21 protein-coding genes are annotated in these 26,956 nt (G+C 61.9%); 18 read left to right on the top strand and 3 right to left on the bottom strand.

Translation table 11 applies throughout. From position 1 onward, the window contains the following. From N2A41_RS23130 to N2A41_RS23070, 13 genes are all read left to right on the top strand, one after another. Positions 1-1,107, top strand: a complete 1,107-nt coding sequence (locus N2A41_RS23130) for a carbon-phosphorus lyase complex subunit PhnI (protein WP_222385645.1) — start codon at positions 1-3, stop codon at positions 1,105-1,107. Then, on the top strand, positions 1,104-1,979 hold the full coding sequence (locus tag N2A41_RS23125) for an alpha-D-ribose 1-methylphosphonate 5-phosphate C-P-lyase PhnJ (RefSeq protein ID WP_210066709.1): 876 nt from the start codon (positions 1,104-1,106) through the stop codon (positions 1,977-1,979). The genes N2A41_RS23130 and N2A41_RS23125 overlap by 4 nt, the downstream gene beginning before the upstream one ends. After that, on the top strand, positions 1,976-2,752 hold the full coding sequence (phnK, locus tag N2A41_RS23120; RefSeq protein ID WP_017966501.1) for a phosphonate C-P lyase system protein PhnK: 777 nt from the start codon (positions 1,976-1,978) through the stop codon (positions 2,750-2,752). The genes N2A41_RS23125 and phnK overlap by 4 nt, the downstream gene beginning before the upstream one ends. 71 nt (positions 2,753-2,823) lie before the next feature. After that, the gene (gene phnL / locus N2A41_RS23115) at positions 2,824-3,531 is read left to right on the top strand and encodes a phosphonate C-P lyase system protein PhnL (RefSeq protein ID WP_260109792.1); all 708 of its coding nucleotides are present in this window, start codon (positions 2,824-2,826) and stop codon (positions 3,529-3,531) included. Beyond that, a complete protein-coding gene (locus N2A41_RS23110) occupies positions 3,528-4,145 on the top strand; it encodes a DapH/DapD/GlmU-related protein (protein ID WP_162115562.1) in 618 nt (205 codons plus the stop codon). The genes phnL and N2A41_RS23110 overlap by 4 nt, the downstream gene beginning before the upstream one ends. Positions 4,146-4,262: 117 nt before the next feature. Then, a complete protein-coding gene (phnC, locus tag N2A41_RS23105; protein ID WP_222292060.1) occupies positions 4,263-5,105 on the top strand; it encodes a phosphonate ABC transporter ATP-binding protein in 843 nt (280 codons plus the stop codon). Between the two features lie 84 nt (positions 5,106-5,189). After that, positions 5,190-6,095 carry a phosphonate ABC transporter substrate-binding protein gene (phnD, locus tag N2A41_RS23100; protein ID WP_162115563.1) on the top strand — a complete coding sequence of 302 codons (906 nt, stop codon included), beginning with the start codon at positions 5,190-5,192 and terminating at the stop codon, positions 6,093-6,095. 169 nt (positions 6,096-6,264) lie between these two features. Next, the gene (phnE, locus tag N2A41_RS23095; RefSeq protein WP_017966496.1) at positions 6,265-7,224 is read left to right on the top strand and encodes a phosphonate ABC transporter, permease protein PhnE; all 960 of its coding nucleotides are present in this window, start codon (positions 6,265-6,267) and stop codon (positions 7,222-7,224) included. 7 nt (positions 7,225-7,231) lie between these two features. Beyond that, entirely contained in the window at positions 7,232-8,575 is a 1,344-nt protein-coding gene (gene phnE, locus N2A41_RS23090) for a phosphonate ABC transporter, permease protein PhnE (protein ID WP_260109791.1), read from the top strand. 140 nt (positions 8,576-8,715) lie between these two features. Beyond that, the gene (locus tag N2A41_RS23085; RefSeq protein ID WP_017966494.1) at positions 8,716-9,411 is read left to right on the top strand and encodes a DUF1045 domain-containing protein; all 696 of its coding nucleotides are present in this window, start codon (positions 8,716-8,718) and stop codon (positions 9,409-9,411) included. A 13-nt stretch (positions 9,412-9,424) separates the two neighbouring features. After that, positions 9,425-10,564 (top strand): alpha-D-ribose 1-methylphosphonate 5-triphosphate diphosphatase, encoded by a 1,140-nt coding sequence (locus N2A41_RS23080; protein ID WP_260109790.1) that lies wholly within the window; start codon positions 9,425-9,427, stop codon positions 10,562-10,564. Further along, entirely contained in the window at positions 10,561-11,157 is a 597-nt protein-coding gene (gene phnN / locus N2A41_RS23075) for a phosphonate metabolism protein/1,5-bisphosphokinase (PRPP-forming) PhnN (RefSeq protein ID WP_260109789.1), read from the top strand. The genes N2A41_RS23080 and phnN overlap by 4 nt, the downstream gene beginning before the upstream one ends. 19 nt (positions 11,158-11,176) lie before the next feature. Continuing rightward, the gene (locus tag N2A41_RS23070) at positions 11,177-11,719 is read left to right on the top strand and encodes a GrpB family protein (protein ID WP_260109788.1); all 543 of its coding nucleotides are present in this window, start codon (positions 11,177-11,179) and stop codon (positions 11,717-11,719) included. Here the strand turns inward: N2A41_RS23070 and N2A41_RS23065 are convergent. Both N2A41_RS23065 and polA read right to left on the bottom strand, forming a co-directional pair. Continuing rightward, positions 11,716-14,049 (bottom strand): DNA translocase FtsK, encoded by a 2,334-nt coding sequence (locus N2A41_RS23065; RefSeq protein WP_260109787.1) that lies wholly within the window; start codon positions 14,047-14,049, stop codon positions 11,716-11,718. The two genes, N2A41_RS23070 and N2A41_RS23065, sit on opposite strands and share 4 nt — an antisense overlap. Positions 14,050-14,323: 274 nt before the next feature. Next, a complete protein-coding gene (polA, locus tag N2A41_RS23060; protein ID WP_260109786.1) occupies positions 14,324-17,323 on the bottom strand; it encodes a DNA polymerase I in 3,000 nt (999 codons plus the stop codon). A gap of 543 nt (positions 17,324-17,866) precedes the next feature. On the opposite strand from polA, the gene N2A41_RS23055 reads away from it, so the two are divergent. Continuing rightward, positions 17,867-18,283, top strand: coding sequence for a MarR family winged helix-turn-helix transcriptional regulator (locus N2A41_RS23055; protein WP_017966488.1), 417 nt, complete (start codon positions 17,867-17,869; stop codon positions 18,281-18,283). Between the two features lie 65 nt (positions 18,284-18,348). Here the strand turns inward: N2A41_RS23055 and N2A41_RS23050 are convergent, their stop codons facing one another. Continuing rightward, entirely contained in the window at positions 18,349-20,733 is a 2,385-nt protein-coding gene (locus tag N2A41_RS23050; RefSeq protein ID WP_260109785.1) for a bifunctional diguanylate cyclase/phosphodiesterase, read from the bottom strand. A 214-nt stretch (positions 20,734-20,947) separates the two neighbouring features. Between N2A41_RS23050 and N2A41_RS23045 the strand changes: the two genes are divergently transcribed. From N2A41_RS23045 to N2A41_RS23030, 4 genes are all read left to right on the top strand, one after another. Next, positions 20,948-22,336: a M20/M25/M40 family metallo-hydrolase gene (locus tag N2A41_RS23045; RefSeq protein WP_260109784.1), complete on the top strand. Its 1,389-nt coding sequence runs from the start codon at positions 20,948-20,950 to the stop codon at positions 22,334-22,336. 376 nt (positions 22,337-22,712) lie between these two features. After that, positions 22,713-23,381 carry an SH3 domain-containing protein gene (locus N2A41_RS23040; RefSeq protein ID WP_260109783.1) on the top strand — a complete coding sequence of 223 codons (669 nt, stop codon included), beginning with the start codon at positions 22,713-22,715 and terminating at the stop codon, positions 23,379-23,381. 547 nt (positions 23,382-23,928) lie between these two features. Then, positions 23,929-24,150: a hypothetical protein gene (locus tag N2A41_RS23035; RefSeq protein WP_260109782.1), complete on the top strand. Its 222-nt coding sequence runs from the start codon at positions 23,929-23,931 to the stop codon at positions 24,148-24,150. Positions 24,151-24,361: 211 nt separating this feature from the next. Beyond that, the gene (locus tag N2A41_RS23030) at positions 24,362-26,698 is read left to right on the top strand and encodes a transglycosylase domain-containing protein (RefSeq protein WP_260109781.1); all 2,337 of its coding nucleotides are present in this window, start codon (positions 24,362-24,364) and stop codon (positions 26,696-26,698) included. Positions 26,699-26,956: the final 258 nt, after the last annotated feature.

Below are 26,956 nucleotides of genomic sequence, written 5' to 3'. Positions count from 1 at the left end.
ATGTATGTTGCCGTCAAGGGTGGCGAGACCGCCATCGCCAATGCCCACCGCCTGCTCGCCGACCGCCGCCGCGGCGACCGTTCGCTGCCGGCGATCGGCATCGAACAGATCGTGGCGCAGTTGGCGCTCGCCGTCGACCGCGTCATGGCCGAGGCTTCGCTTTTCGACCGCACACTCGCTGCCCTCGCCATCCGCCAATCGCGCGGTGACATGATCGAGGCGATCTTCCTGCTGCGCGCTTACCGCACGACGCTGCCACGTTTCGGCTATTCCAGGCCGCTCGACACGGCTGATATGACGATCGAACGCCGCATCTCGGCGACCTACAAGGATCTGCCGGGCGGCCAGCTTCTTGGGCCCACCTTCGACTATACCCACCGGCTGCTCGATCCCTCGCTGCTTTCGGACGAGGCGGTGGAGACGCCCGCTCAGCGCGTCGCCGAGGCCGGCCGTGTCATGCGCGTCTCCGAGATCCTCGGCGAGGAAGGCCTGATCGAGGCCGACGGCGACATGCCGGAAGATCACGAGATCGGCGACCTGACCCGCGAACCGATGGAATTCCCGATGACCCGGGATCTCCGCCTGCAGGCGCTTGCCCGCGGCGACGAGGGCTTCCTGCTGGCGCTCGGTTATTCGACCCAGCGCGGCTATGGCCGCAACCACCCCTTCACCGGTGAAATCCGCATCGGCGACGTCGAGGTGGAATTCGACGTGCCGGAACTTGGTTTCGCCGTCTCGCTCGGCACGATCCAGATCACCGAATGCCAGATGGTCAACCAGTTCAAGGGGTCGGCCAAGGCGCCGCCGCAATTTACCCGCGGCTACGGCCTGGTCTTCGGCCAGAGCGAACGCAAGGCGATGGCGATGTCGCTTGTTGATCGTGCGCTTCGCGCCGAAGAGCTCGGCGAGGATATCACCGCACCGGCCCAGGACGAGGAATTCGTCATCTCGCACTCCGACAACGTCCAGGCGACGGGCTTCGTCGAGCATCTGAAGCTTCCGCATTATGTGGACTTCCAGGCCGAACTCGATCTCGTCCGCCGCATGCGCCGCGAATTCGAAGCCGCCCGCAACGGTGGCGAAGACATGAAGGAAGCCGCCGAATGACCGATCTGGCCAGCTACAACTTCGCCTATCTCGACGAACAGACCAAGCGGATGATCCGCCGCGCCATCCTGAAGGCGATCGCCATTCCCGGCTACCAGGTGCCCTTCGCCTCGCGCGAAATGCCGATGCCCTATGGCTGGGGCACCGGCGGCGTGCAGGTGACGGCCTCGATCATTGGACCGGACGACGTGCTGAAGGTCATCGACCAGGGCGCTGACGACACGACCAACGCCGTTTCCATTCGCGCCTTCTTCCAGAAGGTCGCCAATGTCGCGGTGACGACGCATACAAAGGATGCAACGATCATCCAGACGCGCCACCGCATTCCCGAAGAAAAGCTTAGGGTCGGGCAGGTGCTCGTCTACCAGGTGCCGATCCCCGAGCCGCTGCGCTTCCTCGAGCCGCGCGAGACCGAGACGCGCAAGATGCACGCGCTTGAAGAATACGGCCTCATGCATGTGAAGCTCTACGAGGATATCGCTCATAACGGCCGCATCTCGCGGACTTACGCTTATCCGGTGAAGGTCCACGGCCGCTATGTCATGGACCCGTCGCCGACGCCGAAATTCGACAATCCGAAGATGCATATGTCGGACGCGCTGCAGCTCTTCGGTGCCGGACGCGAGAAGCGCATTTATGCGGTTCCGCCCTATACCGACGTCGTCAGCCTGGATTTCGAAGATTATCCCTTCGATATCCAGCGCTTCGACAAGCCCTGCGCCCTTTGCGGCGCCGAGGACGTCTATCTCGACGAGGTGGTTCTCGACGACAAGGGCGGGCGGATGTTCGTCTGCTCCGACACCGATCATTGCGAAGACCGCCGCGCGCACGGACATGCCGGCGAGATGCTGGCCCGGGAGGCTGCAGAATGAGCGATACCCCGCTTCTCAAAGTCCACGACGTTTCGAAATTCTACGGCAACCGCATCGGCTGCCGCGACGTCTCGTTCGAGCTCTGGCCCGGCGAAGTGCTCGCCGTCGTCGGTGAATCCGGCTCCGGCAAGACGACGCTGCTCAACTGCCTCTCCACCCGGCTGCTGCCGAGCACCGGCAGCGTCGAATATCACATGCGCGATGGCAGCTATCGCGATCTCTATCGCATGAACGAGGCCGAGCGGCGCTTCCTGATGCGCACCGACTGGGGCTTCGTGCACCAGAACCCGGCCGATGGCCTGCGCATGACCGTTTCTGCCGGCGCCAATGTCGGCGAACGGCTGATGGCGATCGGCGACCGGCACTACGGCAAGATCCGCGCTTCGGCGATCGACTGGCTCGAACGCGTCGAGATCGACGCCGACCGCATCGACGACCAGCCGCGTGCCTTTTCCGGCGGCATGCGCCAGCGATTGCAGATCGCCCGCAACCTCGTCACCGGCCCACGCCTCGTCTTCATGGATGAACCCACAGGCGGCCTCGACGTCTCGGTGCAGGCGCGGCTGCTCGATCTCGTGCGCGGCCTCGTCAACGACCTCGGCCTCTCGGCCATCATCGTCACCCACGATCTCGCCGTCGCACGCCTGCTCTCGCACCGGATGATGGTGATGAAGGACGGCTACGTCATCGAACACGGGCTGACCGACCGCGTGCTCGACGACCCGCGCGAACCTTATACGCAGCTGCTCGTCTCCTCGATCCTGCAGGTCTGAGCAAATGTTACAACGCCTTGCGCGTCTTTCAGACGCGCGGCGCTGGGTCCTAAACCAAGGAAGAAAGAATCATGGCAACGCCCCTCGTCGTTTCCGAAGTCTCGAAGAGCTTCACCATGCATCTGCGCGACGGCATCAAGTTGCCCGTCGTCTCCGATGTCGCCTTCTCGGTCGCATCGGGCGAATGCGTCGTGCTCGGCGGCCCGTCCGGCATCGGCAAGAGCTCGCTGCTCAAGATGATCTACGGCAATTATGCCGTCGACACCGGCCAGATCCTCATTTGCCACGACGGACGCATCGTCGATCTCGCCTCTACCGATCCGCGCACCGTGCTCAACGTCCGCCGCAATACACTTGGCTATGTCAGCCAGTTCCTGCGCACCGTGCCGCGCGTCGCGGCGATCGACGTGGTTGCCGAACCGCTGGTGGCACGCGGCGAGGACGCCGTCATGGCACGGCAAAAGGCGGGCGCCCTGCTTGCCAGGCTCAATCTGCCGGAAACGCTCTGGCAGCTTCCGCCCGCCACCTTCTCCGGCGGCGAGCAGCAACGCGTCAACATCGCGCGCGGCTTCATCACCGAGCATACGATCCTGCTTCTCGACGAACCCACAGCCTCGCTCGATGCCAGGAACCGTGCCGTCGTCGTCGGCATGATCGCGGAAAAGAAAACGGCGGGTGTGGCCCTTCTCGGCATCTTCCACGACGAGGAAGTGCGCGAAGCCGTCGCCGACCGCATTCTCGACGTCCAGCAGTTCTCACCCGGAAAGATCGCTGCATGAGCCGCAAGCTTGATATCGAGCCCTACTTTCATGAAACGGCATCCGTCAGCGATTCCACCTTCGGGCGCTATACCGAGGTCTCGGAACGCTGCCGCATCAGCGAGGCCACGTTCGGCGACTATTCCTACATCATGCAGGACGGCTCCGTCTGGTGTGCGACGATCGGCAAGTTCGTCAATATCGCCGCCGCCGTGCGCATCAACGCCACCAACCATCCGACCTGGCGTGCGACGCTGCATCATTTCACCTATCGCGCCGCCGACTACTGGCCGGACGGCGATATGGAGACGGACTTCTTTGCTTGGCGGCGCGCAAACCGCGTGACCATCGGCAACGACGTCTGGATCGGCCACGGCGCGACGATTCTGCCCGGCGTCAACGTCGGCAACGGCGCGGTGATCGGAGCCGGCGCCGTCGTGTCGAAGGACGTCGCGCCCTATACGATCGTCGGCGGCGTGCCGGCCAAGCTCATCCGCGAGCGCTTTCCAAGAGAGGTCGGCGAACGGATGGACAGGCTTTCCTGGTGGGACTGGGAGCATGACCGGCTGCGCCAGGCGCTCCAGGATTTTCGCAACCTGGACGCGGAAGATTTCCTGTGCCGCTACGGCGGCTAAACCCCCGATATAGGGGCGAAGAATTGTGACAGGACTTACACAAATATGACATGTGAGGTTCATCAAGCGGGACTAATGCGATGCTGACCAAGGCCTGGATCGCAAGGGAAGAGCATGATGTTCGAGCTGAAGAATGTCACACGTCGTTTCGGAAAAAAGCTCGCTGTCGATTCCGTCACGCTCGCCATTCCCCAGGGGCAGATGGTCGGCATCATCGGCCGCTCCGGCGCCGGCAAGTCGACGCTGCTGCGCATGATCAACCGCCTTCAGGAGCCGAGCTCCGGCTCCGTTCATTTCGCCGGCGTCGAGGTCTCCGGGCTTCGCGGCCAGGCGCTACGCAACTGGCAGCGCGACTGCGCGATGATCTTCCAGCAGTTCAATCTGGTGCCACGCCTCGACGTTCTCACCAATGTCATGCTCGGCCGCCTCAATCACCGCTCGACGCTTATGAGCCTGCTCAACATCTTCACCCGCGAGGAACGCGTGCATGCCATCGCGGCACTCGAGCGCCTCGGCATCGAGCAGACGGCGCTGCAGGCAGCCGGCACGCTTTCCGGCGGCCAGCAGCAGCGCGTGGCGATCGCCCGCGCGCTGATGCAGAACCCGAAGATGGTTCTTGCCGACGAGCCGATCGCCTCGCTCGATCCGTTGAACGCCAAGATCGTCATGGATGCGCTGCGCGATATCAACGAGCGCGAGGGCATCACCGTCATCACCAACCTTCATACGCTCGACACCGCCCGCAACTATTGTGAGCGCATCGTCGGCATGGCCGGCGGCCGCGTCGTCTTCGAGGGCAAGCCCTCGGAGCTGACCGCCGCAGCGGTGAAGGAAATCTACGGGACGGACAAGGACGGCGCCGGCATCGACGAAACGGTGACCTCGACATCGATCAATACAGCCCCCGAGCGGGCAGACAATCAATCCGCCGGCACCCCGCTGGCGCTGGCCGGCCTCTGAGAGGCAGCCGCGATCGAGCGCCCGCGTCAAGGGCACACTTCTTCGTAACGGGAAGACCGGGGACACCGGTCAATAGGAGAGAACATGTTGAAGAAAGCACTCTTTGCGGCAACGGCGCTCTTCGCGCTCGCCGGCGCTGCCCATGCTGCAGATCTCAAGGAATTCCGCATCGGCATCCTCGGCGGCGAAAACGAAACCGACCGCCTGCGCAACTATGCCTGCCTTGCCGACCATCTGAAGCAGGAATTCGGCTTCGAGAAGGTTTCGCTCTTCCCGGCCGCCGACTATGACGGCGTTATCCAGGGTCTGCTCGGCGGCACGCTCGACTTCGCCGAACTCGGCGCTTCCGGCTACGCAGCCGTCTACATCAAGGATCCGAAGGCTGTCACGCCGATCCTGACGACGCAGCAGAAGGACGGCTCGACGGGTTACCACTCGATCGGCCTCGCTCTGAAATCATCGGGCATCAAGACCATCCAGGACGCCAAGGGCAAGAAGCTCGGCTACGCCGACCCGGATTCCACCTCCGGCTACCTCGTTCCGCTGACGCAGATCCCGAAGGACACGGGCATGCCGAACGATAAGTTCTTCGCTTCGACCCAGTTCAACGGCGGCCACGAGAACAACCTTCTCGCCGCCTATGACGGTAAGGTCGACGTCGCCGTCGACGATAGCTCGGGCATCGGCGATTTCAAGGACGGCTACACCTCCGGCACCTTCCGCAAGGAAGTCGACAAGGGCGCCGTCGATCCGAACAAGCTGGTCGAAGTATGGCGTTCGCCGCTGATTCCGAACGGCCCGCTCGTCGTTCGCAACGCTCTCGGCGAAGAATGGCAGACGAAGCTTGCAGGCTTCTTCACGGCTCTGCCGGAAAAGGATCACAAGTGCTTCGCGGCTATCGAAGGCGGCGATTACAAGGGCTACTCGCCCGTCAAGCACGACTTCTACAACACTGTCGTTGAAGTCCGCAAAGCTGCCATCGGCGGCTGATCGGCCTCTTGAATGCGGGGCGGCCGGAAACGGCCGCCCTTTATCTTTGACTACAGCGCCGCGCGTCTTAGACGCGCAAAGGACGCTGTAGCACTTTGAATTGCTGCATAATTCTATCCTCAAATCGATTCCGATTTGAGGATAGAATTATGAAGTAGGCGAGGCGTTGATGACTATTGCCGATACACAGCCGCACATGCAGAGCACGCAGGAGATCGGCACCGCCTGGAGCCGGATGGTCGCCAAGCGCCGCTTCTACACCATCCTCGGCCTGGTTATCCTCATTGCGGCTTTCATCAGTTCGGTCCGCTTCGCCGACGAGAGCAATGCCGGCCATTTCTTCGACCGCCTGCCGCATCTCTTCGACTTCCTGAGCTGGCTCATCCCCAAGGATTGGGACGATGTCTGGCGCGCGCTGTTCGACATAGCGAGCGTCAACGACAAGGGCGGCGAGGAATTCAATTTCGACAAGGGACGCGTCTATGTCTGGGGCGCCTTCTACATTCCCGAATATTTCGAGCTGATGATCGTCACCATCAACGTGGCGCTGATCTCGACGATCATCGCCTTCGTCATTGCCGTTCCCTTGAGCTTCTTTGCCGCGCGCAACCTGACGAATTCATGGCCGTTGCGCATCTTCACCAAGCGGCTGATGGAGTTTCTGCGCGCCTTCCCTGAAATCGTCATTGCCGGGCTGTTTTCGGCGATCCTGTCGATCGGGCCGGTCGCCGCCATCATCGCCATCACCCTGCACACGATCGGCGCGCTCGGCAAACTCTTCTACGAAGTGGCCGAAAATATCGACATGAAGCCTCACGAGGGCATGAAGGCCGTGGGCGCCAACTGGTGGGAACGCGTGCGCTTTGCCGCCCTGCCGCAAGTGCTGCCGAATTTCACCTCCTATGCGCTGCTGCGCCTCGAGGTCAATGTGCGTGCTTCGACCATCATCGGCGCCGTCGGCGGCGGTGGCATCGGCGAGGAGCTGAAGCTTTCGATCTCGCGCGGTTTCGGCGCCAAGACCATGGCGCTCGTTCTGCTGCTGTTCGTGACGATCGTCGCCGTCGACCAGTTCTCCGCATGGCTGCGCCGCCGTCTTGTCGGTGAACACGCCTTCCTCCTGCAACATTGAGGCCGCCATGACGGTGATCGACGCAAACCGCATGCACGAGATAGAAACCCGCTACCCCGAATATTTCCACCGATCGCTCCGCCAGCGTTTCGGCGGGCTGATGATCCTCATCGCAACGCTGCTCTACAGCCTCTATGCCGTCTGGTTCTTCGACCTGCCCAAGCTCTTCGCCGAGGCCCATTGGGAGCGCGTCGGCATCTATCTCAGCCAATGGGTGAGCTACGACGTCCAGCCGGAATTCCGCATTGGGGACGACGGCTCGATCGACATCCGTTATCCGCGTTTCTCGCCGCTCGGCGACAATCCGCATCCGAACTGGCTGGTCAACAACCCCGACGGCAGCATCACCGTTTCGATCAGCGGCACCAGCCGCACCGTCACCGTCTCGAAGAGCGAGACGATCGTCACCGCGCATGGCGTCAGCGTCCCGGTCGAAGTTTCGAGCGGTGCGCCGAAGGTGATCGGGCCGGTGCCCGGCTGGATAACGGTCTATGACGACAACGTGCTGGCCGATCTCGGCTTTGCCGGCAATGTCAGCATCTCCGTCGACCGGGTGAAGATCCGCAAACGTTTCATCGGCTGGGCAAATTTCATCTTCGACACGCAATCATCCTTCTTCGACAAGCCGGTCGGCGAGGTCGTCAGCCTCATCGTCTCCGGCCCCCGCATCAAGTCCGACCAATCCAATCTGTCGCTCGCCTTCGACGACATCTGGAACAACAGCGAATGGCAGCACGGTGACGTCTGGACCAAGCTTTTCCAGACGATCGTCATGGCTTTCCTCGGCACGCTGCTCGGCGCGCTTACCGCCTTTCCGCTGGCCTTCCTGGCAGCCCGCAACATTACGCCGAACCGCCTGCTGAACCAGGTCCTGAAGCGCTTCTTCGATTTCCTGCGCTCGGTCGACATGCTGATCTGGGCGCTGTTCCTGACGCGCGCCTTCGGGCCCGGACCGCTTGCCGGCAGCGGTGCGATCTTCCTCACCGAGACCGGCACGCTCGGCAAGCTCTATTCCGAAGGCCTCGAGAATATCGACAACAAGCCGCGGGAAGGCGTCAAATCAACAGGCGCCCAGACCGTGCTCGTTCACCGTTACGGCATTATGCCGCAGATCGTTCCCGTCTTCGTCAGCCAGACGCTCTACCAATGGGAATCGAACGTGCGCGGCGCGACCATCATCGGCGCCGTCGGCGCCGGCGGAATCGGCCTCAAGCTGTGGGAGGCCATGCGCACCAATGCCAATTGGGAAAACGTCGCCTACATGGTCATTCTGATCCTGATCGTCGTCTTCATTTTCGACACCGCCTCGAACGCCCTGCGCCACCGGCTAATGGGCACGAAAGCCCACTGATCCGTCCGTCAAAGCAGTGGCGGCGCTGCCGCCATCATCATTCTGTCACGGAAATCTTTTAGCCGGGAGCCTGCTTGCGGTTCGCCGTCAAATCAATGCACAGTGCCCTCCCCGTTTGGACGATCTCCAGGATAAAAGCCTTGCGCTACGCTCTCTATTTCTCGCCGCCGAAGGATGATCCCCTGACCGGCGCGGCCTCGCTCTGGCTCGGTCGCAATGCTTTCACCGGCGAGACCTATCCGGCACCGGAATATGAGCAACTGAGTGCGGCAGAGCAATTCGAGCTGACCGCCGACCCGCGCCGCTACGGCTTTCACGCCACGATCAAGGCGCCCTTTTCGCTCGCCTCTTCGGTCACCGAGAAGGATCTCATGACCGTCGCCGAGGATTTTGCTAAGCGCACGCAAGCCTTCGAGATTCCTGAACTCGTGCTCGGCCAGCTCGGCCGTTTTTTTGCTCTCGTTCCCGGTTCTGTTCATCAACCTCTTCAGGATTTCGCCGCGAAGGTGGTAAGGTCGTTCGAACCGTTTCGCGCAGCGCTTTCCGAGGCCGATATGGCGCGGCGCAATCCGGAGAAGCTCAGCGACAGCCAGCGCGCCCATCTGCAGCGCTGGGGTTATCCTTACGTTATGGAGGATTTCGGCTTTCACATGACGCTGACCGGCCAGGTGCTCGAGACACGCGCCGAGGTGATGAAAGCGATTCTGACCGAGCGTTTTGCCGGTTTCACCGGCCGGCCGCTTTCGATTTCCGGCCTTGCCGTCTTCATCGAAGAGACGCGCGGTGCCCCGTTCAAAATTCATTCCTGGCTGCCGCTTGCCGGCGCCAAAAGCTGAAAGACCTGACGCCATGAGCAAAGAGACCGTGTTTTCCAACGCCCGCATCGTTCTCGAGGACGACATCCTCTCGGGCTCGATCCTCATCCGCGACGGGAAGATCGCCGACATCTCCGGGGGCAACTCGGTAGCCGGCGAAGATTTCGAAGGCGACTACGTCATTCCCGGTCTCGTCGAGCTGCACACCGATCATCTCGAAGGCCATTATCAGCCGCGCCCCGGCATTCGCTGGAACAAGACAGCCGCCATCCAGGCGCATGACGCCCAGATCGTTACCTCAGGCATTACCACGGTGTTCGACTGCCTGCGCATGGGTGCGGACGAGGACGGTGGCTTCGAACATGGCGAGATGCGCGAGATGGCCGACGCCATCCAGTCGGCGGAGACGGAAGGCAGGCTGCGTGCCGAGCACCTCATCCATTTGCGCTGCGAGGTCTCGGCCGACAATGTCCTCGAACATTTCGCCGATTTCGAAAACGACCGGCATGTGCGGCTCGTCTCGCTGATGGATCATGCGCCCGGCCAGCGTCAGTTTCAGACGATGGATCAATATATCTTCTACTACCAGAAGAAGCGGGGCCTGAGCGACGAGGCCTTCGCCCATTTCGTCGCCAAGCGCCAGGCAGAATCGGCGCGCAATTCGACGCCGCACCGCAACGCCATCGCCAAGGTCTGCGCCGAGCGCGGCATTACCGTGGCAAGCCATGATGATGCGACGCTCTCGCATGTCGACGAGGCGATCGACAACGGCGTGCGCCTGGCCGAATTCCCGACCAGCTTCGATGCCGCCCGGGCGTCGCACGGACATGGCATGAGCGTACTGATGGGCGCGCCGAACATCGTGCGCGGCAAATCTCATTCCGGCAACATCGCCGCCCGCGACCTTGCCGAGATGGGCGTGCTCGACGTGCTTTCCTCCGACTACGTGCCGCTCAGCCTGCTGCATGCACCGTTCATCCTCGCCGACGACGTAGAGAGCATCAGCCTGCCGAAGGCGATCGCCATGGTGACGTCGACGCCCGCCCGCACCGTCAGCCTCGATGATCGCGGACGGATCGCGACGGGGCTGCGCGCCGATCTTGTCCGCGTCCATCGTTCGCATGGTGTGCCGGTGACACGCTCGGTCTGGCGCCAGGGACGCCGTGTCGCATGATGTCACACGAACCCCACGCAGGAGCCGGAGCCGAGCGCGGCATCATGGTCGTCGTCGTCGGCCCGAGCGGTGCCGGCAAGGACACGCTGATGTACCTCGCGGCCCGGCGTTTCAAGGGCCGCGACGATGTGCATTTCGTCCGCCGCGTCATCACCCGTCACCGTGACGCCGGCGGAGAAGATCATCTTTCCGTCTCCCTCCAAGGGTTTGCCGCCATGGAACAGTCAGGCTCCTTCGCCGTCTGGTGGGAAGCGCACGGGCTGAAATACGGCATTCCGGCCGAGGTTTCGGTAGCGTTGTCGAAAGGCCACGTCGTCGTCGCCAACGGCTCGCGCTCGGCGCTTCATCGCTTCCAGGCCGCCTTCCCGCGGCTGAAAGTCATCAACGTCACCGCCCGCCCCGAAGTGCTCGCCGGCCGGCTGGAGGCGCGCGGCCGCGAGACGCATGAGGATATCATGGCCCGGCTTGCCCGCGGACCGCTGACGGTGCGCGGCGAATACGACGTGACGGAGCTCGACAATAGCGGCTCGCTCGAAGAGGCCGAGCAGAAGATGATCGAGATCCTGGACGGGTTGCTGACCAAGACGCACTGAACAGATCGAGAGGAGGGGAATGCGTGCCATCAAGGTGCTCGACTACAATCCTTCCTGGCCGCGGCTCTTTGCCGAGATCAGCACCGAGGTCTCCGCCTTGCTTGGCGACCGCCTGCTTTCCATCGATCATATCGGCAGCACCTCGGTGCCTGGCCTGGCGGCCAAGGCGAAGATCGACCTTGCTGCCGTGATGATATCCGACGTGTTCCTGCCGGCGGCGATCGAGGTGGTGCGCGCTGCCGATTTCGTCTTCCACGGTGACACAGGAGAGCAACGATGGGCCTTCACCCGTGATCATGAAGGTCATGGTTTCAAGCTCTATCTTTGCGGACCCGATAATCGCTCACATCGGGAGCGCATTCTGTTTCGCGATTATCTCCGGGATCATCCCGAGAGGGCCAAAGCCTATGCCGAGCTGAAACGCCAGCTGGCTGCGGAGGCAGGCGGCGATTGGGATTTTTACACCGGCGGAAAGACCGCGTTTGTCAGCGAGACGGTTCGGCTGGGCTGCCTTGAGGACATGAAATGGAGTGCCCCTGCACTCCATGCCACTATCGATTAATCGCTGTCGCCCCGTCCCGAGACGATCTCGCGCTTGCCGACGTGATTGGCCGGACCGACCAGACCTTCTTTTTCCATGCGTTCCACCAACGAAGCAGCGCGGTTATAGCCGATGCCAAGGCGGCGCTGGATGTAGGAGGTCGAGCATTTCTTGTCGCGCATGACGACCTTGACCGCCTGCTCGTAGAGTTCGTTGCCATCCTCCGAGGCCATGGCGCTCTTGTCGAAGACGGCGCCAGCCTCTTCCTCTTCCGTCTCGTCCTCCTCGTCGGCGGTGACGGTATCGAGATATTCGGGGCGACCTTGGGTCTTCAGATGGGCAACGACCTTTTCGACCTCGACATCCGAGACGAAGGGGCCGTGAACGCGGGAAATCCGCCCGCCGCCCTGCATATGCAGCATGTCTCCCTGACCGAGCAGCTGCTCGGCGCCCTGCTCGCCGAGAATGGTGCGGCTGTCGATCTTCGAGGTCACCTGAAAGGAGATGCGGGTCGGGAAATTCGCCTTGATCGTGCCGGTGATGACATCGACCGACGGACGCTGTGTCGCCATGATCAGATGGATGCCGGCAGCGCGCGCCATCTGGGCGAGGCGTTGGATCGCACCTTCGATGTCCTTGCCGGCGACCATCATCAGGTCGGCCATCTCATCGACGATGACGACGATATAGGGCATCGGCGTCAAGTCCAGCGCCTGGCTTTCCTCGATCGGAGTGCCGGTGCCCTTGTCGAAGCCGACCTGGACCATGACATGGATGGTCTCGCCCTTTTCGCGGGCCTGGGCGACGCGGTCGTTGTAACCGTCGATGTTGCGGACACCGAGGCGCGACATCTTGCGATAGCGCTCTTCCATTTCGCGCACGGCCCATTTCAGCGCCATGACCGCCTTCTTCGGATCGGTGACGACGGGCGTCAGCAGATGCGGGATGCCGTCATAGACGGAGAGTTCGAGCATCTTCGGGTCGACCATGATCAGGCGGCACTGTTCCGGCGTCATGCGGTAGAGCAGCGACAGGATCATCGTATTGATGGCGACCGACTTGCCGGAACCGGTGGTGCCGGCGACAAGCAGATGTGGCATCTTGGCGAGCTCGGCGATGACAGGCTCGCCGCCGATGGTCTTGCCGAGGCCGAGCGCCAGCTTGTAGCCGCTCTTCTCGAAATCCTGGCTTTCGATCATCTCGCGGAAATAGACGGTCTCACGTGTCACATTCGGCAATTCGATGCCGATGACGTTACGGCCGGGGACGACGGCGACACGGGCCGAGAGCGCCGACATCGAGCGGGCGATATCGTCGGCAAGACCGATGACGCGCGAGGATTTCACGCCCGGCGCCGGCTCGAATTCATAGAGGGTGACGACAGGACCGGGACGGACATGGATGATCTCGCCCTTGATGCCGAAATCTTCCAGCACGCTTTCCAGAAGCCCGGCATTCTGCTCCAGCGTCTCCTGCGACATGATCTCGCCGAGGCGTTCCGGCGGTTCCTGCAGAAGGGCGCGCGGCGGGAATTCATAGCCGGATGCGTCTATCCTTTCGGGCCTCGCAACTAGGCGCGGCGACGGCAGAACCGCGGCGACAGGCGGCGTGCGCTGCGGCGCCGGCGCGGCCTGAGGTGCCGATGCAATTTGAGGGGCTGGCGCGGCTCGTGGGGTTGGCGCCGCCTGAGGTACCAGCACGACCGGTGCCTCGACAGCAATACGCCTGGGCTTTTCCAGGGACGGGGCGGCCGGAGGGCGCGCAGCCACCTTTGCGGAGACCGCGGCGGGCTGCGGGACCGGGCGCGAGACGACGGGAGCAGGGGCCGGCCGGCCGGGGCGCCATTCCATGATCCGGAACAGCGACGTGATCGACTCGGGCGAGGTCTCGGTCTTTGGGAACGAGATCAAGGAAGGCGCGCGCACCGGCGCCTCTTCGAAGGCCATGACTTCCCAGAAGGCGAAATCGGAAATGGAGGAAAGCTCGGCGCTGGCGCGGAAGGCGGGCTCGTCAGGCAAAGGTGACTGTTGCAGTTCGACCCTCTGCGGTGCTGCGGAAATGTCGTCCGGCTCTGGCAGATAGATATCGAACGGCACGTCGACGGCAACCGGCTCTATCCGTATCGCCTGCTGTCCAATCTGCGAATCATCGCGAACGGGCTCATTCGGGGCGCGCCGCCTGCTGATCAGCGTTTCCGGCGTGCGGGTGAAACGGACATTCGGCGCGAGGGAAAAGTTGCTCTGCCAGATGGGTGCCGCCGGCTTCTCCCCTGGGTTTTCCGCCGGAAGGTCCGTTTCAATCTCGCTGGAAAAATCTCCGGCATCCGTCAAATTGGTTCTGGGAAAACGCATGCGTCCACTACTCACTCATGCTTTGCAAATTACGACCCTACCGGGATAGAAAAGGAAGGTTAATAAGTTCCTTCCTGCCGTATCGTACCGATACGACTCCCGGAGATAAATCTCTGCACTTTCAATGAGTTCTGGCAGTGAGAAAAATCTTTGCCGATTTTGCCGAGGCGCTCTGAAGCGCGTCGCAATCTTTCAGATCGCTCCTGGGGCTTTAGGCTTCATTCCACGCATGTCGTTGCCGCAAAACCGCCGCACAGTTTTGCGCGACATGCTTTTAATGCGCCTCGTCCCAATTGGTGGCGGCGCGTGCATCGACCCTCAGCGGCACACGCATTTCCAGCGCCGGCATGGTGGCGTTTTCCATGACCGAGACGATGACCGGCATCGCCTTTTCGACATCCCCATCCTCGACCTCGAAGATGAGTTCGTCATGCACCTGCAGCAGCATTCTGACGCGATCGGCGAGGCCAACTTCAACAAGCGCTGGCTCTATCTTGATCATCGCCCGGCGGATGACGTCGGCAGCCGAACCCTGGATCGGCGCATTGATCGCCGCACGCTCGTTGAAGGCGCGCACGGATGGATTGGACGAGCGGATTTCGGGATAGTTGATGCGGCGGCCGAAGATCGTTTCGACATAACCCTTGTCGCGCGCCATGGCCTTTCGGCTTTCCATATAGTCGCGGATGCCGGGGAAACGCTCGAAATACTTCTTGATGTAGTCGCCGGCTTCCGAACGCTCGATCGAAAGCTGATTGGCAAGGCCGAAGGCCGAGATGCCGTAGATGATGCCGAAATTGATGGCCTTGGCGCGGCGGCGCACCTCGCCCGGCATGCCTTCCACCGGCACGCCGAACATTTCCGAGGCCGTCATAGCGTGGATATCGACGCCATCTTCGAAGGCCTTGGTGAGTTGCGGGATCTCGGCCACATGGGCAAGCACGCGCAGTTCGATCTGGCTGTAGTCGGCGGAGATCAGCTTGTGGCCAGGCGTCGAGATGAAGGCGGTGCGAATCTTGCGGCCTTCGGCGGTGCGCACCGGAATGTTCTGCAGGTTCGGCTCGGACGAGGACAGGCGCCCCGTGGTCGTCGATGCCAGCGAATAGGAGGTGTGGACCCGCTTTGTCTCGGGGTGAACGTAACCCGGAAGCGCGTCGGTATAGGTGGATTTCAGCTTGGTGACCTGGCGCCAGTCGACGATCTTGCGCGGCAATTCGAAACCGGCGGCGGCCAGATCCTCGAGCACCTGGGCGGAGGTGGACCATTGGCCTGTCTTCGTCTTGTTGCCGCCGCCAAGGCCCATCTTGCCGAACAGGATATCGCCCAGCTGCTTCGGCGAGCCAATGTTGAAACGTTCGCCGGCCAGCACGTAGATCTCGTCCTCCAGCCTTGCTGCACTTTGGGCCAGCTCGCCGGAGAGCCGCGACAGGATCTGCCGGTCCACGGTGATGCCGCGCGCTTCCATGCGCGCCAGCACCGGTAACAGCGGCCGCTCCAGCCGTTCATAGACACTGGTCAGCCCTGCCGCCGCCAGCCGCGGCTTCAGCACCAGCCAGAGGCGCAGCGTGACGTCGGCATCTTCGGCGGCATAGTGGGTGGCGCGGTCGATGTCGACCAGATCGAAGGTGACATTCGCCCTGCCGCTGCCCGCCACGTCCTTATAGGGGATCGGGGTATGGCCGAGGAATTTTTCCGAGAGCGGGTCCATGCCATGCGCACCGGTGCCGGCGTCGAGCACGTAGGAGATCAGCATCGTGTCGTCGAAACTCCTGGTCTCGATGCCGTAGCGCTTCATCAGCAGGTAGTCGTATTTCAGGTTCTGGGCGACCTTGAGAACCGATTCGTCTTCCAGCAATGCCTTCAGCCGCGGCAGGGCATCGCCCATCGGGATCTGGTTTTCGGCAAGGCCGCCGCCGAGCAGATCGCCGACGCCGTTCTTGTGGACGAGCGGCACATAGGCGGCACGGATCTTCGTGCCGGTGGGATCGGCCGTATTGTCGGCGATCGCCATCGAAAAGCCGACAAGCTCGGCCTGCATCGCATCCAGCGACGTGGTCTCGGTATCGAAAGCAACGAGGCCAGTGGCGCGCGCATCGGCGATCCAGCGGTCGAGCGTCGCCAGGTCGCGGATCGTCACATAGGCCGAATGATCGAAGGGCAGCGTCGCGAAGGCCTCGGCCCGCGCCTTGGCAAGATCGGCGGGCGAAAAGGCGCCTTCGACGGCGGCTTTCGCCTTCACCCGCGGCGGCACCGGCACGGATTCGCCCGAGACGTCGGGGATGCCGCCAGCAACGAGCTCGGGCTCTGCCGCATCGAGATCGGGGCCGCGGGCCGTCTCACCCCATTCGATGCGAACGATCGCCGGTTCGATGGCGCTCGCATCGCAATCGCAGGCTTCGGCGACACGGCGCGTCAACGTGGTGAATTCCATCGTCTTCAGGAAGCCGATCAGCTTCGGGCCGTTCTGCGGTTCCAGCACCAGCGCGTCGAGATCGAGATCGAGCGGCACATCGGTGCGCAGCCGCACGAGATCGCGCGAGAGCCTGGCCATGTCGAGATTGGCGAGGATCGTCTCACGGCGCTTGACCTGCTTGATCTCGGTGGCGCGTTCGAGCAGGGTGTCGAGATCGCCGTATTCTTCGAGGAGCTGGGCGGCGGTTTTCGGGCCGATGCCGGGAATGCCGGGAACATTATCGACGGAATCGCCGGTCATCGCCTGCAGGTCGATCATCTTTTCCGGCGGCACGCCCCATTTCTCGATGACATCGGGAATGCCGATCTGCTTGTCCTTCATGCTGTCATACATGTGGACATTGGGGCTGACGAGCTGCATCAGATCCTTGTCGGAGGAGACGATGGTGACATCGCCGCCGGTCGCTTCGGCTTGGCGGGCATAGGTGGCGATGATGTCGTCGGCCTCGAAGCCTTCGGTCTCGATGCAGGGCAGATTAAAGGCGCGGGTCGCCTCTCTTATAAGGCCGAATTGCGGGATGAGCTCTTCCGGCGGCGCGGAGCGGTTCGCCTTGTAGGCGTTGTAGAGATCCTTGCGAAACGTCTTGGCGGAATAATCGAAGATGACGGCAAGATGTGTCGGCGTCACACCGACATCGGTATTGCGCGCGTCCTTCAGCAGCTTCCACAGCATGTTGCAGAAACCGGACACGGCGCCGATCGGCAGGCCATCGGTCTTGCGCGTCAGCGGCGGCAGTGCATGAAACGCCCGGAAGATGAATCCGGAACCATCGACTAGGAAGAGGTGATCGCCTTTTTTCATGCGTGCATGGATAGCGCGGGCATGGGACGAGGTCCATATAGAGTTCGGCATAAAGTTCGACGCGCGAAAAGGATTATGGCGTTCGGACCGCTATGTCGCCGCGCGCATTGTCGGACGCGCAAAGGACGCTGAGCACTGGGCGTTGCTGCATAATTTTATCCTTCGATCGATTCCGATTCCCGAAATCCTGCAGCAGGGATTCCGGCTCACCAAACTGTTACCGATTTGTAACCATGGCCCTCCCTTGAAAAACCACATTCTAAGGCACAAATCCATGTCACCGGCACTTGATTGCGCCGCGGGTCTGATTACCGGCTTGTCCCCCGCCGCGTCAGGCTTGGACAAAGGCCTTATCCCCCTCTCCGGGCCTTTGTCCCCACTTTAAAGTCGCCATGGCCAACCTCCAGGCCATGGCGACTTTTGTTTTTTCGAGACACTCGAAATTATCATCGCAGCTTGCATGTTATGGAGCATCATATGCGAATTGCTGCATTGTCTCCGGCATGGTTTTGAGCCTAACTTGCAATGATGGGATTTAACCGCATGGATTCGGGAGCCTACCTTGCCAGTCAGCTGGCGAAGGGTTTTGCCCGCTCGCTCCACCAGCGCGCGGTCGGGCTCGGTTTTTCTCCGGGCCAGTTCCCCATTCTGCTGGAACTCTGGGCCGAGGACGGACTGACCCAGAAACAGCTTCTCGAGCGGGTCGATATCGAGCAGGCGACCATGGCCAATACGCTTTCGCGCATGGTCCGCGACGGGTTGATCGAACGCCGGCCGCATCCGTCCGACAAGCGGGCGCAACTGCTCTTCCTGACGCCGCGCGCCCGCGCCATGGAGGCCGAAGCGATCGAGACCGCGCGTGAGGCCGACCTGTCGCTGTTTAAAGGTTTCCGGGTTTTCGAGCGTGAGCTGACGCTTGAATATATCCGCCGGCTTCTGGAAAACGCCAAGGCGCTCTGACCACTGCAGTCCAAAAGCGCTACAGCGTCCTTTGCGCGTCTGAAAAGACGCGCGGCGCTGTAAGATCACTCACCGGCACCATGTCCGCGCCGCAACAAGGACAGGCCTGTTTCGATCTGCGCGATCAGGACGTTTTCGTGAGCGGCAAGCTTGATGCTCGGCTCGATATCCGGCTTGCCGAGTAAAAGGCCCTGCACTTGCGCGCAGCCTTCCTCGACGACGATCCGGCGCTGCATCTCGGTTTCCACGCCCTCCGTCACGACAGGCATGCCGAGGCTATGACCAAGGCCGATGATGGCGCGCACGATCGAGCGCGCCGCCGCATCATGTTCCAGCACGCCGGTGAAACTGCGGTCGACCTTGATCTTGTCGAAAGGGAATGAACGCAGGTTCGAAAGCGAGGAAAAACCGGTGCCGAAATCATCCATGACGATGTGCACGCCGAGCTTGTGCAGCCGCAGCAGCGTCGTCATCACGCGGTCGCGATCGCGAATAAGGGCCGCCTCGGTGATCTCAAGCTCCAGCCGGCTGGGCGCAAGCCCGGTTTCGGCGAGGATCGCCACGATCCGCTCGCAGAGGTTCGGCAACATGAATTGCACCGGCGAGAGATTGACGGCGATCATCAGCGGCAGCGGCCAGCGCACAGCCTCCCTGCAGGCCTGCTGCAACACCCATTCGCCGAGTTGGACGATCGAGCCGCTTTCCTCAGCGATCGGGATGAAGATATCGGGCTCTGTCAAGCCGTGACCTGGCCGGTTCCAGCGCATCAGGGCCTCGTAGCCGCCGATCTCGCCGCTCAGCGCATCGTGGATCGGCTGATAGCTGACATGGATCTGGTTGCGGATGATCGCATGACGCAGTTCGTTTTCGATCTGGCGGCGGTTCCGTGCCGCCCTATCCATTTCCGCGTCGAAGAAACAGACCTTGCCGCGACCGTCATGCTTGACGCGATAGAGTGCAGTATCGGCATTGTTGCAGAGTTCTTCGGCAGTAGCGCCATCCGCGGGATAGAGTGCGATGCCGACGCTGACGCCGACGGCGGTCGGGTCGCGCGCCGTGTCCATCTCGGCGGCGAATTCGTCGAGGATATCAGCCGCCAGCTTTTGCGCCGCCGCCGGCTGCTGCCCTGCCGGCTGGATGATGGCGAATTCATCGCCGCCGAAGCGGGCGACCGTGTCGCTCTCACCGGCCACGCGGCGCAGGATCGAGGCGACCTTGCGGAGAATGCGGTCGCCTTCGGCATGACCAAAGATATCGTTGACGGCCTTGAAGCGATCGAGGTCGAGATAGAAGAGGGCAACTTCGCTGTTCTTTCGTTCGGCCATCTGCAGTGCCTGCCGGATGCGGGTATCGAACAGCGACCTGTTCGGCAGATCGGTGAGCACGTCGTGGTGGGCGAGATGCTCGATCATCTCCTCGGCCTGCCTACGCTCGGTGAGATCACGCACCGCCAGCACCTCGCAATTGTGCCCGCGATAGACGATCCTGCTCGCGGTCACGTCGACGGCGATCTCCCTGCCGTTCCTGGTGTTGAGCAGCGTCTCGCTGGGTCTGTTCTGCCCAGTCCCCTGAATAGCGGTCAAAACAGCCGAGGGCGCCTTGCCGGCAAGACCGGCGAGCTTCCAGCCGGAAAGCTCCTGGAAGCGTTCATTGGCATCGATGATCCGGCCTTCCCGCAGGATCAGCAGCCCTTCCTGCGAGGCATTCGCGAGCCCCCTCAGATCCGTCAGGTGGCTTTCGATAAAGACCACCGCGAGGGCAATCAGAATGAGCGTCGTCGCCGCCACCACGACGATCGCAGCAAGGAGGTTGGCGTCGAGCACCGTTGCCGGAACCTCTTTGCCGGGATCCGGCACGAGCGTGATGCTGGCCATCGAGATGAAATGGAGAGCGCAGATCGCGAGGACGAAAGTGATTGACGAGGCGAGGAGCCGCCTCAGTCCCTTCAATTGGAAAAAGGCGTGGAAGGCGGCGCTCGATAACAGCGCTCCTGCGAGAACCGCACTCAGCGTCATCAAGGGATCATAAAGGATGACCGCCTGCGTTTCGATCGCCTGCATGCCGGTCAGGTGCATGGAGGCGATGCCGAACGCCATCAGGACGCCGCCGCGGATGGTGGAAAACCTGCCGCGGCTTTCCGAAGCGACGATGATCGCTGCCCACGAACCGACAACCGACAGGAGGAAAGAAAGCGTCGTCAGGCCCAGTTGGTAGCCGATCGGCATGCCGCCGTCATAGGCCAGCATCGCGATGAAGTGCGTTGCCCATACGCCGGTGCCGAAAGCGAAAGCCGAGGCGCCGATCCAGAGCTTGCGCCGCCCGGCATCGCATTCCTGGGCGCGGGAAAGCAGCAGCATGGCCGCCATCGCGCCGACCAGGCAGACGGCGGCGGCAGCAAGCACCAGCCGCCAATCGTGGTTGTCCCGAATACAGGTAATGACCGAAAACATCCGAACCTCGCACAGCTGAATTCGGTCAGGCTAGTTAGGTTGTACTAAATAACTGTAAATTGAATTAGACTTCTCTTTTATATTATCCAGCAAATCTCCTTGATATTAATCTATGCCTCGCCTGCATTTCGCGCCGCCGATTTTTTGTTTTTCCGCCTCGCCTGTATTTCTGGTTTGGTCTATCGTCCGGCCGAATTTCAAAAAGGAGTCGAAAATGACCGATGTAAGCCAGGTGCTTGCGCGCGCGGACCAGAACCTTCCATCGAGCCTCGACAAGCTGTTCGAGCTTCTGCGCATCCAGTCGATTTCCACCGATCCGGCCTATAAGGCCGAATGCCGAAAGGCTGCAGAATGGCTCGTCGGCTATCTCGGGACGCTCGGCTTTACGGGCTCGGTCCGCGATACACCCGGCCATCCGATGGTGGTCGCGCACCATGCCGGCGCTTCCGCCGATGCGCCGCATGTTCTCTTCTACGGCCATTACGACGTTCAGCCGGTCGACCCGATCGAGCTCTGGGAAAACGACCCCTTCGAGCCGTCGATCAAGGATGTCGGCGAAGGCCGCAAGATCTTGACCGGCCGCGGCACCTCCGACGACAAGGGTCAGCTGATGACCTTCGTCGAGGCTTGCCGCGCCTTTAAGGAGATCAATGGCGCACTTCCTTGCCGCGTCACCATTCTGTTCGAGGGCGAGGAAGAATCCGGCTCGCCATCCCTGAAGCCCTTCCTCGAAGCCAATGCCGCCGAGCTCAAGGCCGATTATGCGCTGGTCTGCGATACCGGCATGTGGGACCGCAACACGCCGGCGATCGCCGCAGCGCTGCGCGGTCTCGTCGGCGAGGAAGTAATCGTGACAGCCGCCGACCGCGACCTGCATTCCGGTCTCTTCGGCGGCGCGGCGGCCAATCCGATCCATATTCTCGTCGAGGCTCTTGCCGGTCTGCATGACGAGACGGGCCGCATTACGCTTGACGGCTTCTATGACGGCGTCGAGGAAACGCCCGACAACATCAAGGCGTCATGGGAGACGCTCGGCAAGACGGCGGAGAGCTTCCTCGGCGAAGTCGGCCTTTCCATCCCATCCGGCGAAAAGGGCCGGTCGGTGCTGGAGCTCACCTGGGCTCGGCCGACCGCCGAAATCAACGGCATCTGGGGCGGCTATACCGGCGAAGGCTTCAAGACGGTGATCGCCGCCAAGGCTTCGGCCAAGGTCTCTTTCCGGCTTGTCGGCACGCAGGATCCGGCCGCCATCCGCGAGGCTTTCCGCAGCTATATCAGCTCGAAAATTCTCGCCGATTGCTCGGTCGAATTCCATCCGCATGGCGGCTCGCCGGCGATCCACCTCTCCTATGATTCGCCTGTTCTCACCAAGGCGAAGAACGCGCTTTCCGACGAGTGGCCGAAACCCGCCATCGTCATCGGCATGGGCGGGTCGATCCCGATCGTCGGGGATTTCCAGAAGATGCTCGGCATGGAATCGCTGCTCGTCGGCTTCGGCCTCAGCGATGACCGCATCCACTCGCCGAACGAGAAATACGAGCTCGTCTCCTACCACAAGGGTATCCGCTCCTGGGTGCGGATTCTTCAGGCGCTGGCCACCTGAACGGCGTGCCAAGCAGAATCGCAAATAACAAAAAGGCCGGTTCGACCCGGCCTTTCGTCATCCGCTCATCTCAGTGCCAGTTCATCCGTGGTCAAGGAGCAAGCGGGTATTGCAACGAGACTGCCGCCGAAAGGTTAACCAACCGTTAACAGCACCACCTTGCCGGAAGCACCGCTTGCGGCTCCAAGGGCGCTGGCAGATATTTCGCCGTTCAAGCTGCGTTCATCGCCGGCAATATATAAGCCATTGAAAGATAAGGCAAATAGCAACACCCCAACACCCGGGGGCGATCGCTCTATCTTTTGTTTCAATGGCATATGCCAAGGAAACGCGGCCAAGCGCTGCCTGAAAAACGTGCCAACAAGGACTGAGAAGCGTGAAAAATCTCTTTGTTAAAATCGCAGCGGTCGGCCTGCTTATGCTGGCGCCTGCCATCGCGCAGGCTGCCGAGGGCTACTCGACGGCGAACGTCAACATGCGTGCCGGTCCGAGCACCCGTTATCCTGCCGTCGCCGTCATACCCGCCGGTTCTTCCGTCGAGATCCGCGGATGCCTTTCCGACGTCAACTGGTGCGACGTGGAATTCTACGGCGGCCGCGGCTGGGTTTCCGGCCAGTACGTGCAGGCCCTCTACCAGCAGCGCCGCGTCTATGTCGGCCCGCAATATTACCGTCCGCTCGGCATTCCGATGATTCGCTTCAGCGTCGACAATTATTGGGACCGTTATTACCGCAACCGCGATTTCTATCGCGACCGTGACCGCTGGAGCCGCGGCCCGGATTATTACTACCGCGACCGCGACACTCGGGATCGCGACCGCGATCGGGATAACCGGGATCGCGACCGTAACTGGCGCGAGCGGGATGGCGACCGATATGGGCGCGACCGCGATCGTGACTGGCGCGACGACAATCAAAGGGGCGATCGGCAAGGGGACGATCGGCAAAGAGATGAACGGCAGAGGGACGACCGGAGAGGCGATGACCGCAGGCCGGACCGCAGGGACTTTGATTGCCGCCCCGGCGATCCCTCCTGCGACGAGTGAAACAGAGAGGGGACGGCAGCGCCGTCCTCCTTTGAGGTTTGCCAAGCCAAGGGCAAAACACCCAAGAAAAAAGCCCGGCGCTCCCATGAGGGTGCACCGGGCCGGATGTCGATCGGCACGTGTTGAGGGGAGACGGCCGATCATTCGCGGGACTTGAGGGGTTGTCCCGCTTCTCCATAAACAAACGTGAAGCCTATTGGTTCCGCCTCCTGCATAATTCCTTAAATCGGAATCGAGTTTAAGGACAAAATTATCCAGCAATTCAAAGCTTTACAGCGTCACTTGCGCCTCTCGAAAAGACGCGCGCCGCGGTGAACTACGTCGTATCGAACGTAACTCACGCCACAGACTTCGGGCCTTTGTTTTCACGACGCGCGCCACTTCGCCGGCGAGTGCAAGACAAGCGCCGCGGGGGAAGCATCGATCCTCGAATGCGGTCACCCACAATTTGATGTGAAGCCATCGCGAGGCTCTTGTTTTGCGGGATTCTTTATTGCAGTTTTGTGAAGTTGCGGATTGATTTTAATCCGTTCGAGGCTGGACCCTGATGACGCAAGACTACCTGGCTTTCTTCGGGCTTTTCGCCCCTCGGGCGGCCACTACCGATGTTACCGTTTGGCATAAACATAACCCACTTCTGCCTGTGCGCCTCACCGATGGGGCGAACCTCAACCCTTCCGGCCAGATTTGGCGCCGCTTTCATCTGGGCGAGTGGGAGTATAAGCAGGACCCGGAAACGCTCGACGATTACGAGGCCCGACAGTACTGAAGGGCGATGCTGTCTCCCGGCGCGGTCTGCCTTACTTTCCATTATTAATACCCCGTTAAATCGCCGCATTTACAGTTCAGTCGGATGATCACGGCGGCACTCAAAGTGCTTCAGCGTCCTTTGCGCGTCTGAAAAGACGCGCGGCGCTGGAGAAGAGCACCGTTATGCGAAGCTGGCTTCGCGATCGAACATGGGGTGTGACCGGTCCGCGATGGCAGGCAGAGGCAGATCAGGCGACAGAATAGAACCGTCCTTCAGCGGCCGAGCGGCACGCGACGATGACGAGTTCTCGCTTGATGCCGACGATCGCATTGCCGGAGGCCGATCCCAGCGCCGCGGCGGCTCGAAACCCCCGCCGCAACGTGCCGCCCCTCGGCGGCGGCGCGAGCCGCGGGAGCGCGAAGGCGGCGACTTTTTCGGATTCCTGCGCCGCGTGACCTACTGGTGCGTCGTGCTTTTCATCTGGGCCGGCATCGGCGTTGCCGGGCTTGTGGTCTACTATGGCTCGCGCATGCCGAGCGCCAGCACATGGGCGATCCCGGAGCGGCCGCCGAACGTGAAGATCACCGCCGTCGACGGCAGCGTCATCGCCAATCGCGGCGCCACCGGCGGCGAGGCGCTGTCGCTCGAAAACATGTCGCCCTATATTCCGGAAGCCGTCATCGCCATCGAAGATCGGCGTTTCTATTCGCATTTCGGCGTCGATCCGCTCGGCCTCGGCCGGGCTGTCGTGACCAATCTGACGGCTGGTCACATGGTGCAGGGCGGCTCGACGCTGACGCAGCAGCTTGCCAAGAACCTCTTCCTCTCCCCTGAGAGAACGCTTGAACGCAAAGTACAGGAGGTGCTGCTCTCGCTCTGGCTGGAGCAGAAATACACCAAGGACCAGATCCTTGCGATGTATCTCAATCGGGTGTTCTTCGGATCGAACGCCTATGGCGTCGAGGCGGCCTCACGCCGCTACTTCAACAAATCGGCACGTGACGTGAACCTCGGCGAGGCCGCGGTGCTGGCCGGCCTGCTGAAAGCGCCGTCGCGGCTTTCGCCGGCCCGCGACGCCGATGCGGCGAATGCCCGCGCCCAACTGGTGCTCGCAGCAATGCGCGAACAGGGTTTCATCACCGATTCCGAGGTTAAGACCGCGATGTCGCAGACCCCGGCCTCAGCCAAGAGCTACTGGTCCGGTGCCGGGCACTATGTCGCCGACATGGTGATGGACGAGCTGCCGGGTCTGATCGGCGACGTCAAGGAAGACGTCATCGTCGATACGACAATCGACAAGTCGCTGGAAAAGAAGGCCGAGCAATCGCTGGTCGACGTGCTCGACAAGGAGGGCGGCAAGCTCGACGCCTCGCAGGCGGCCCTGGTCTCAATCGACGGCACCGGCGCGATCCGGGCGCTGGTCGGCGGCCGGGACTATGCGACAAGCCAGTTCAACCGCGCCGTCAAGGCCAAACGCCAGCCGGGTTCGTCGTTCAAGCCCTTCGTCTATGCTGCCGCACTCGAAAAGGGGCTGACGCCCTATTCGGTGTTCAACGACGCGCCGATCCGGATCGGCGACTGGACGCCCGAAAATTACGAGAAGAAATACAATGGCGAGGTGACGCTGGCGACCGCGCTTGCCAAATCGCTGAACACGGTGGCCGCGCAGCTGGTGATGTATGACGGGCCGGACCAGGTGATCAAGCTTGCCCACCGGCTCGGCATTGAAAGCGAGCTGCAGCCGAATGCCTCGATCGCGCTCGGCACCTCGGAAGTGTCGCTGATGGAACTCACCGCCTCCTATGCCGCCTTCATGAATGGCGGCTACAAGGCGACGCCGCACGTCATCCGCCGGGTGACGACTGCCGAGGGCAAGGTTCTCTACGAAAATACCTATGACAGCCCGCCGCGCGTGCTGTCCGAGCAGATCGCCGCCGAGATGGATACGATGATGATGGGCGTCATCGAGAGCGGCACCGGCAAGAGCGCCAAGATCCCCGGCTGGCAGGCGGCGGGAAAGACCGGCACCACCCAGAATTCGCGCGACGCGCTCTTCGTCGGTTTCACCAGCAACCTCACCACCGGGGTCTGGTTCGGCAATGACGACGGCAAGCCGATGAAGAAGGTGACCGGTGGCGGCTTGCCCGCCAAGGCCTGGAAGGAATTCATGATCGCAGCCCACAAGGGTCTTTCGCCGGCGCCGCTTTTCGGCAACGGCCAGTTGATCGCCGATCCGAACGACGGTCAGCCGATGGCCGAGGCAACGGGCAACGGGCAGCTGGGCAGCGGGCAACCGATGACGGCGGAGGCGCCGCCATCGACGATCGGCGGTATCATTTCCGGCGTCTTCGGCGGCAACGACAATGCAAACCGCTATCCGCAAGCGCCTGCCCGGCAGCAGGCGGCGACCTCCGGCAATAGCCCGGTTCCGCCCGCAGACATTGCCGAAGGTGGCGGTTCTGGCTATGAGGGCATGGTGCCGCCCGGCGATGTCGGGGGCGCGCAGACCACCTCTTCCGTCCAGCCGCGGCGCACGACGCTGCTCGATCTGATCATGGGCCAGTGAGATCTTTGCTGCATACCCCGCACAAGCCCGATGATCTTAAGCGCGTCGCGATCTTTCAGATTCGCTCCACGCGCTTCAGGTCTTTGTTTTACGCCTGCGGTTGTCGCAAAACCGCTCTGCAGTTTTGCGCGACATGCCGCAAAAATCGGCCGCTTTCCGGGCAAGGGGTGACCTCCGTCCCGGCGACTGTAAAAATTGAAGGCAACACATTCGTTTTGCTGGATTCCGGGGCATTTCTCGCCTTGCAGTCCAGAAAAC

Source organism: Rhizobium sp. SRDI969 (genome assembly GCF_025152725.1).
In the GTDB taxonomy this organism is placed as follows: Bacteria; Pseudomonadota; Alphaproteobacteria; order Rhizobiales; family Rhizobiaceae; genus Rhizobium; species Rhizobium leguminosarum_I.
Note: the sequence above shows the minus strand (reverse complement) of the source record. Positions and strands in the feature narration are given on the sequence as shown.

Excerpts from the sequence above, each read along its gene's own strand:
- N2A41_RS23130 (WP_222385645.1), top strand. The coding sequence starts at position 1 with ATGTATGTTGCCGTCAAGGGTGGCGAGACCGCCATCGCCAATGCCCAC.
- N2A41_RS23125 (WP_210066709.1), top strand. The coding sequence starts at position 1,104 with ATGACCGATCTGGCCAGCTACAACTTCGCCTATCTCGACGAACAGACC.
- phnK (WP_017966501.1), top strand. The coding sequence starts at position 1,976 with ATGAGCGATACCCCGCTTCTCAAAGTCCACGACGTTTCGAAATTCTAC.
- phnL (WP_260109792.1), top strand. The coding sequence starts at position 2,824 with ATGGCAACGCCCCTCGTCGTTTCCGAAGTCTCGAAGAGCTTCACCATG.
- N2A41_RS23110 (WP_162115562.1), top strand. The coding sequence starts at position 3,528 with ATGAGCCGCAAGCTTGATATCGAGCCCTACTTTCATGAAACGGCATCC.
- phnC (WP_222292060.1), top strand. The coding sequence starts at position 4,263 with ATGTTCGAGCTGAAGAATGTCACACGTCGTTTCGGAAAAAAGCTCGCT.
- phnD (WP_162115563.1), top strand. The coding sequence starts at position 5,190 with ATGTTGAAGAAAGCACTCTTTGCGGCAACGGCGCTCTTCGCGCTCGCC.
- phnE (WP_017966496.1), top strand. The coding sequence starts at position 6,265 with ATGACTATTGCCGATACACAGCCGCACATGCAGAGCACGCAGGAGATC.
- phnE (WP_260109791.1), top strand. The coding sequence starts at position 7,232 with ATGACGGTGATCGACGCAAACCGCATGCACGAGATAGAAACCCGCTAC.
- N2A41_RS23080 (WP_260109790.1), top strand. The coding sequence starts at position 9,425 with ATGAGCAAAGAGACCGTGTTTTCCAACGCCCGCATCGTTCTCGAGGAC.
- phnN (WP_260109789.1), top strand. The coding sequence starts at position 10,561 with ATGATGTCACACGAACCCCACGCAGGAGCCGGAGCCGAGCGCGGCATC.
- N2A41_RS23070 (WP_260109788.1), top strand. The coding sequence starts at position 11,177 with ATGCGTGCCATCAAGGTGCTCGACTACAATCCTTCCTGGCCGCGGCTC.
- N2A41_RS23065 (WP_260109787.1), bottom strand. The coding sequence starts at position 14,049 with ATGCGTTTTCCCAGAACCAATTTGACGGATGCCGGAGATTTTTCCAGC.
- polA (WP_260109786.1), bottom strand. The coding sequence starts at position 17,323 with ATGAAAAAAGGCGATCACCTCTTCCTAGTCGATGGTTCCGGATTCATC.
- N2A41_RS23055 (WP_017966488.1), top strand. The coding sequence starts at position 17,867 with ATGGATTCGGGAGCCTACCTTGCCAGTCAGCTGGCGAAGGGTTTTGCC.
- N2A41_RS23050 (WP_260109785.1), bottom strand. The coding sequence starts at position 20,733 with ATGTTTTCGGTCATTACCTGTATTCGGGACAACCACGATTGGCGGCTG.
- N2A41_RS23045 (WP_260109784.1), top strand. The coding sequence starts at position 20,948 with ATGACCGATGTAAGCCAGGTGCTTGCGCGCGCGGACCAGAACCTTCCA.
- N2A41_RS23035 (WP_260109782.1), top strand. The coding sequence starts at position 23,929 with ATGACGCAAGACTACCTGGCTTTCTTCGGGCTTTTCGCCCCTCGGGCG.
- N2A41_RS23030 (WP_260109781.1), top strand. The coding sequence starts at position 24,362 with ATGGCAGGCAGAGGCAGATCAGGCGACAGAATAGAACCGTCCTTCAGC.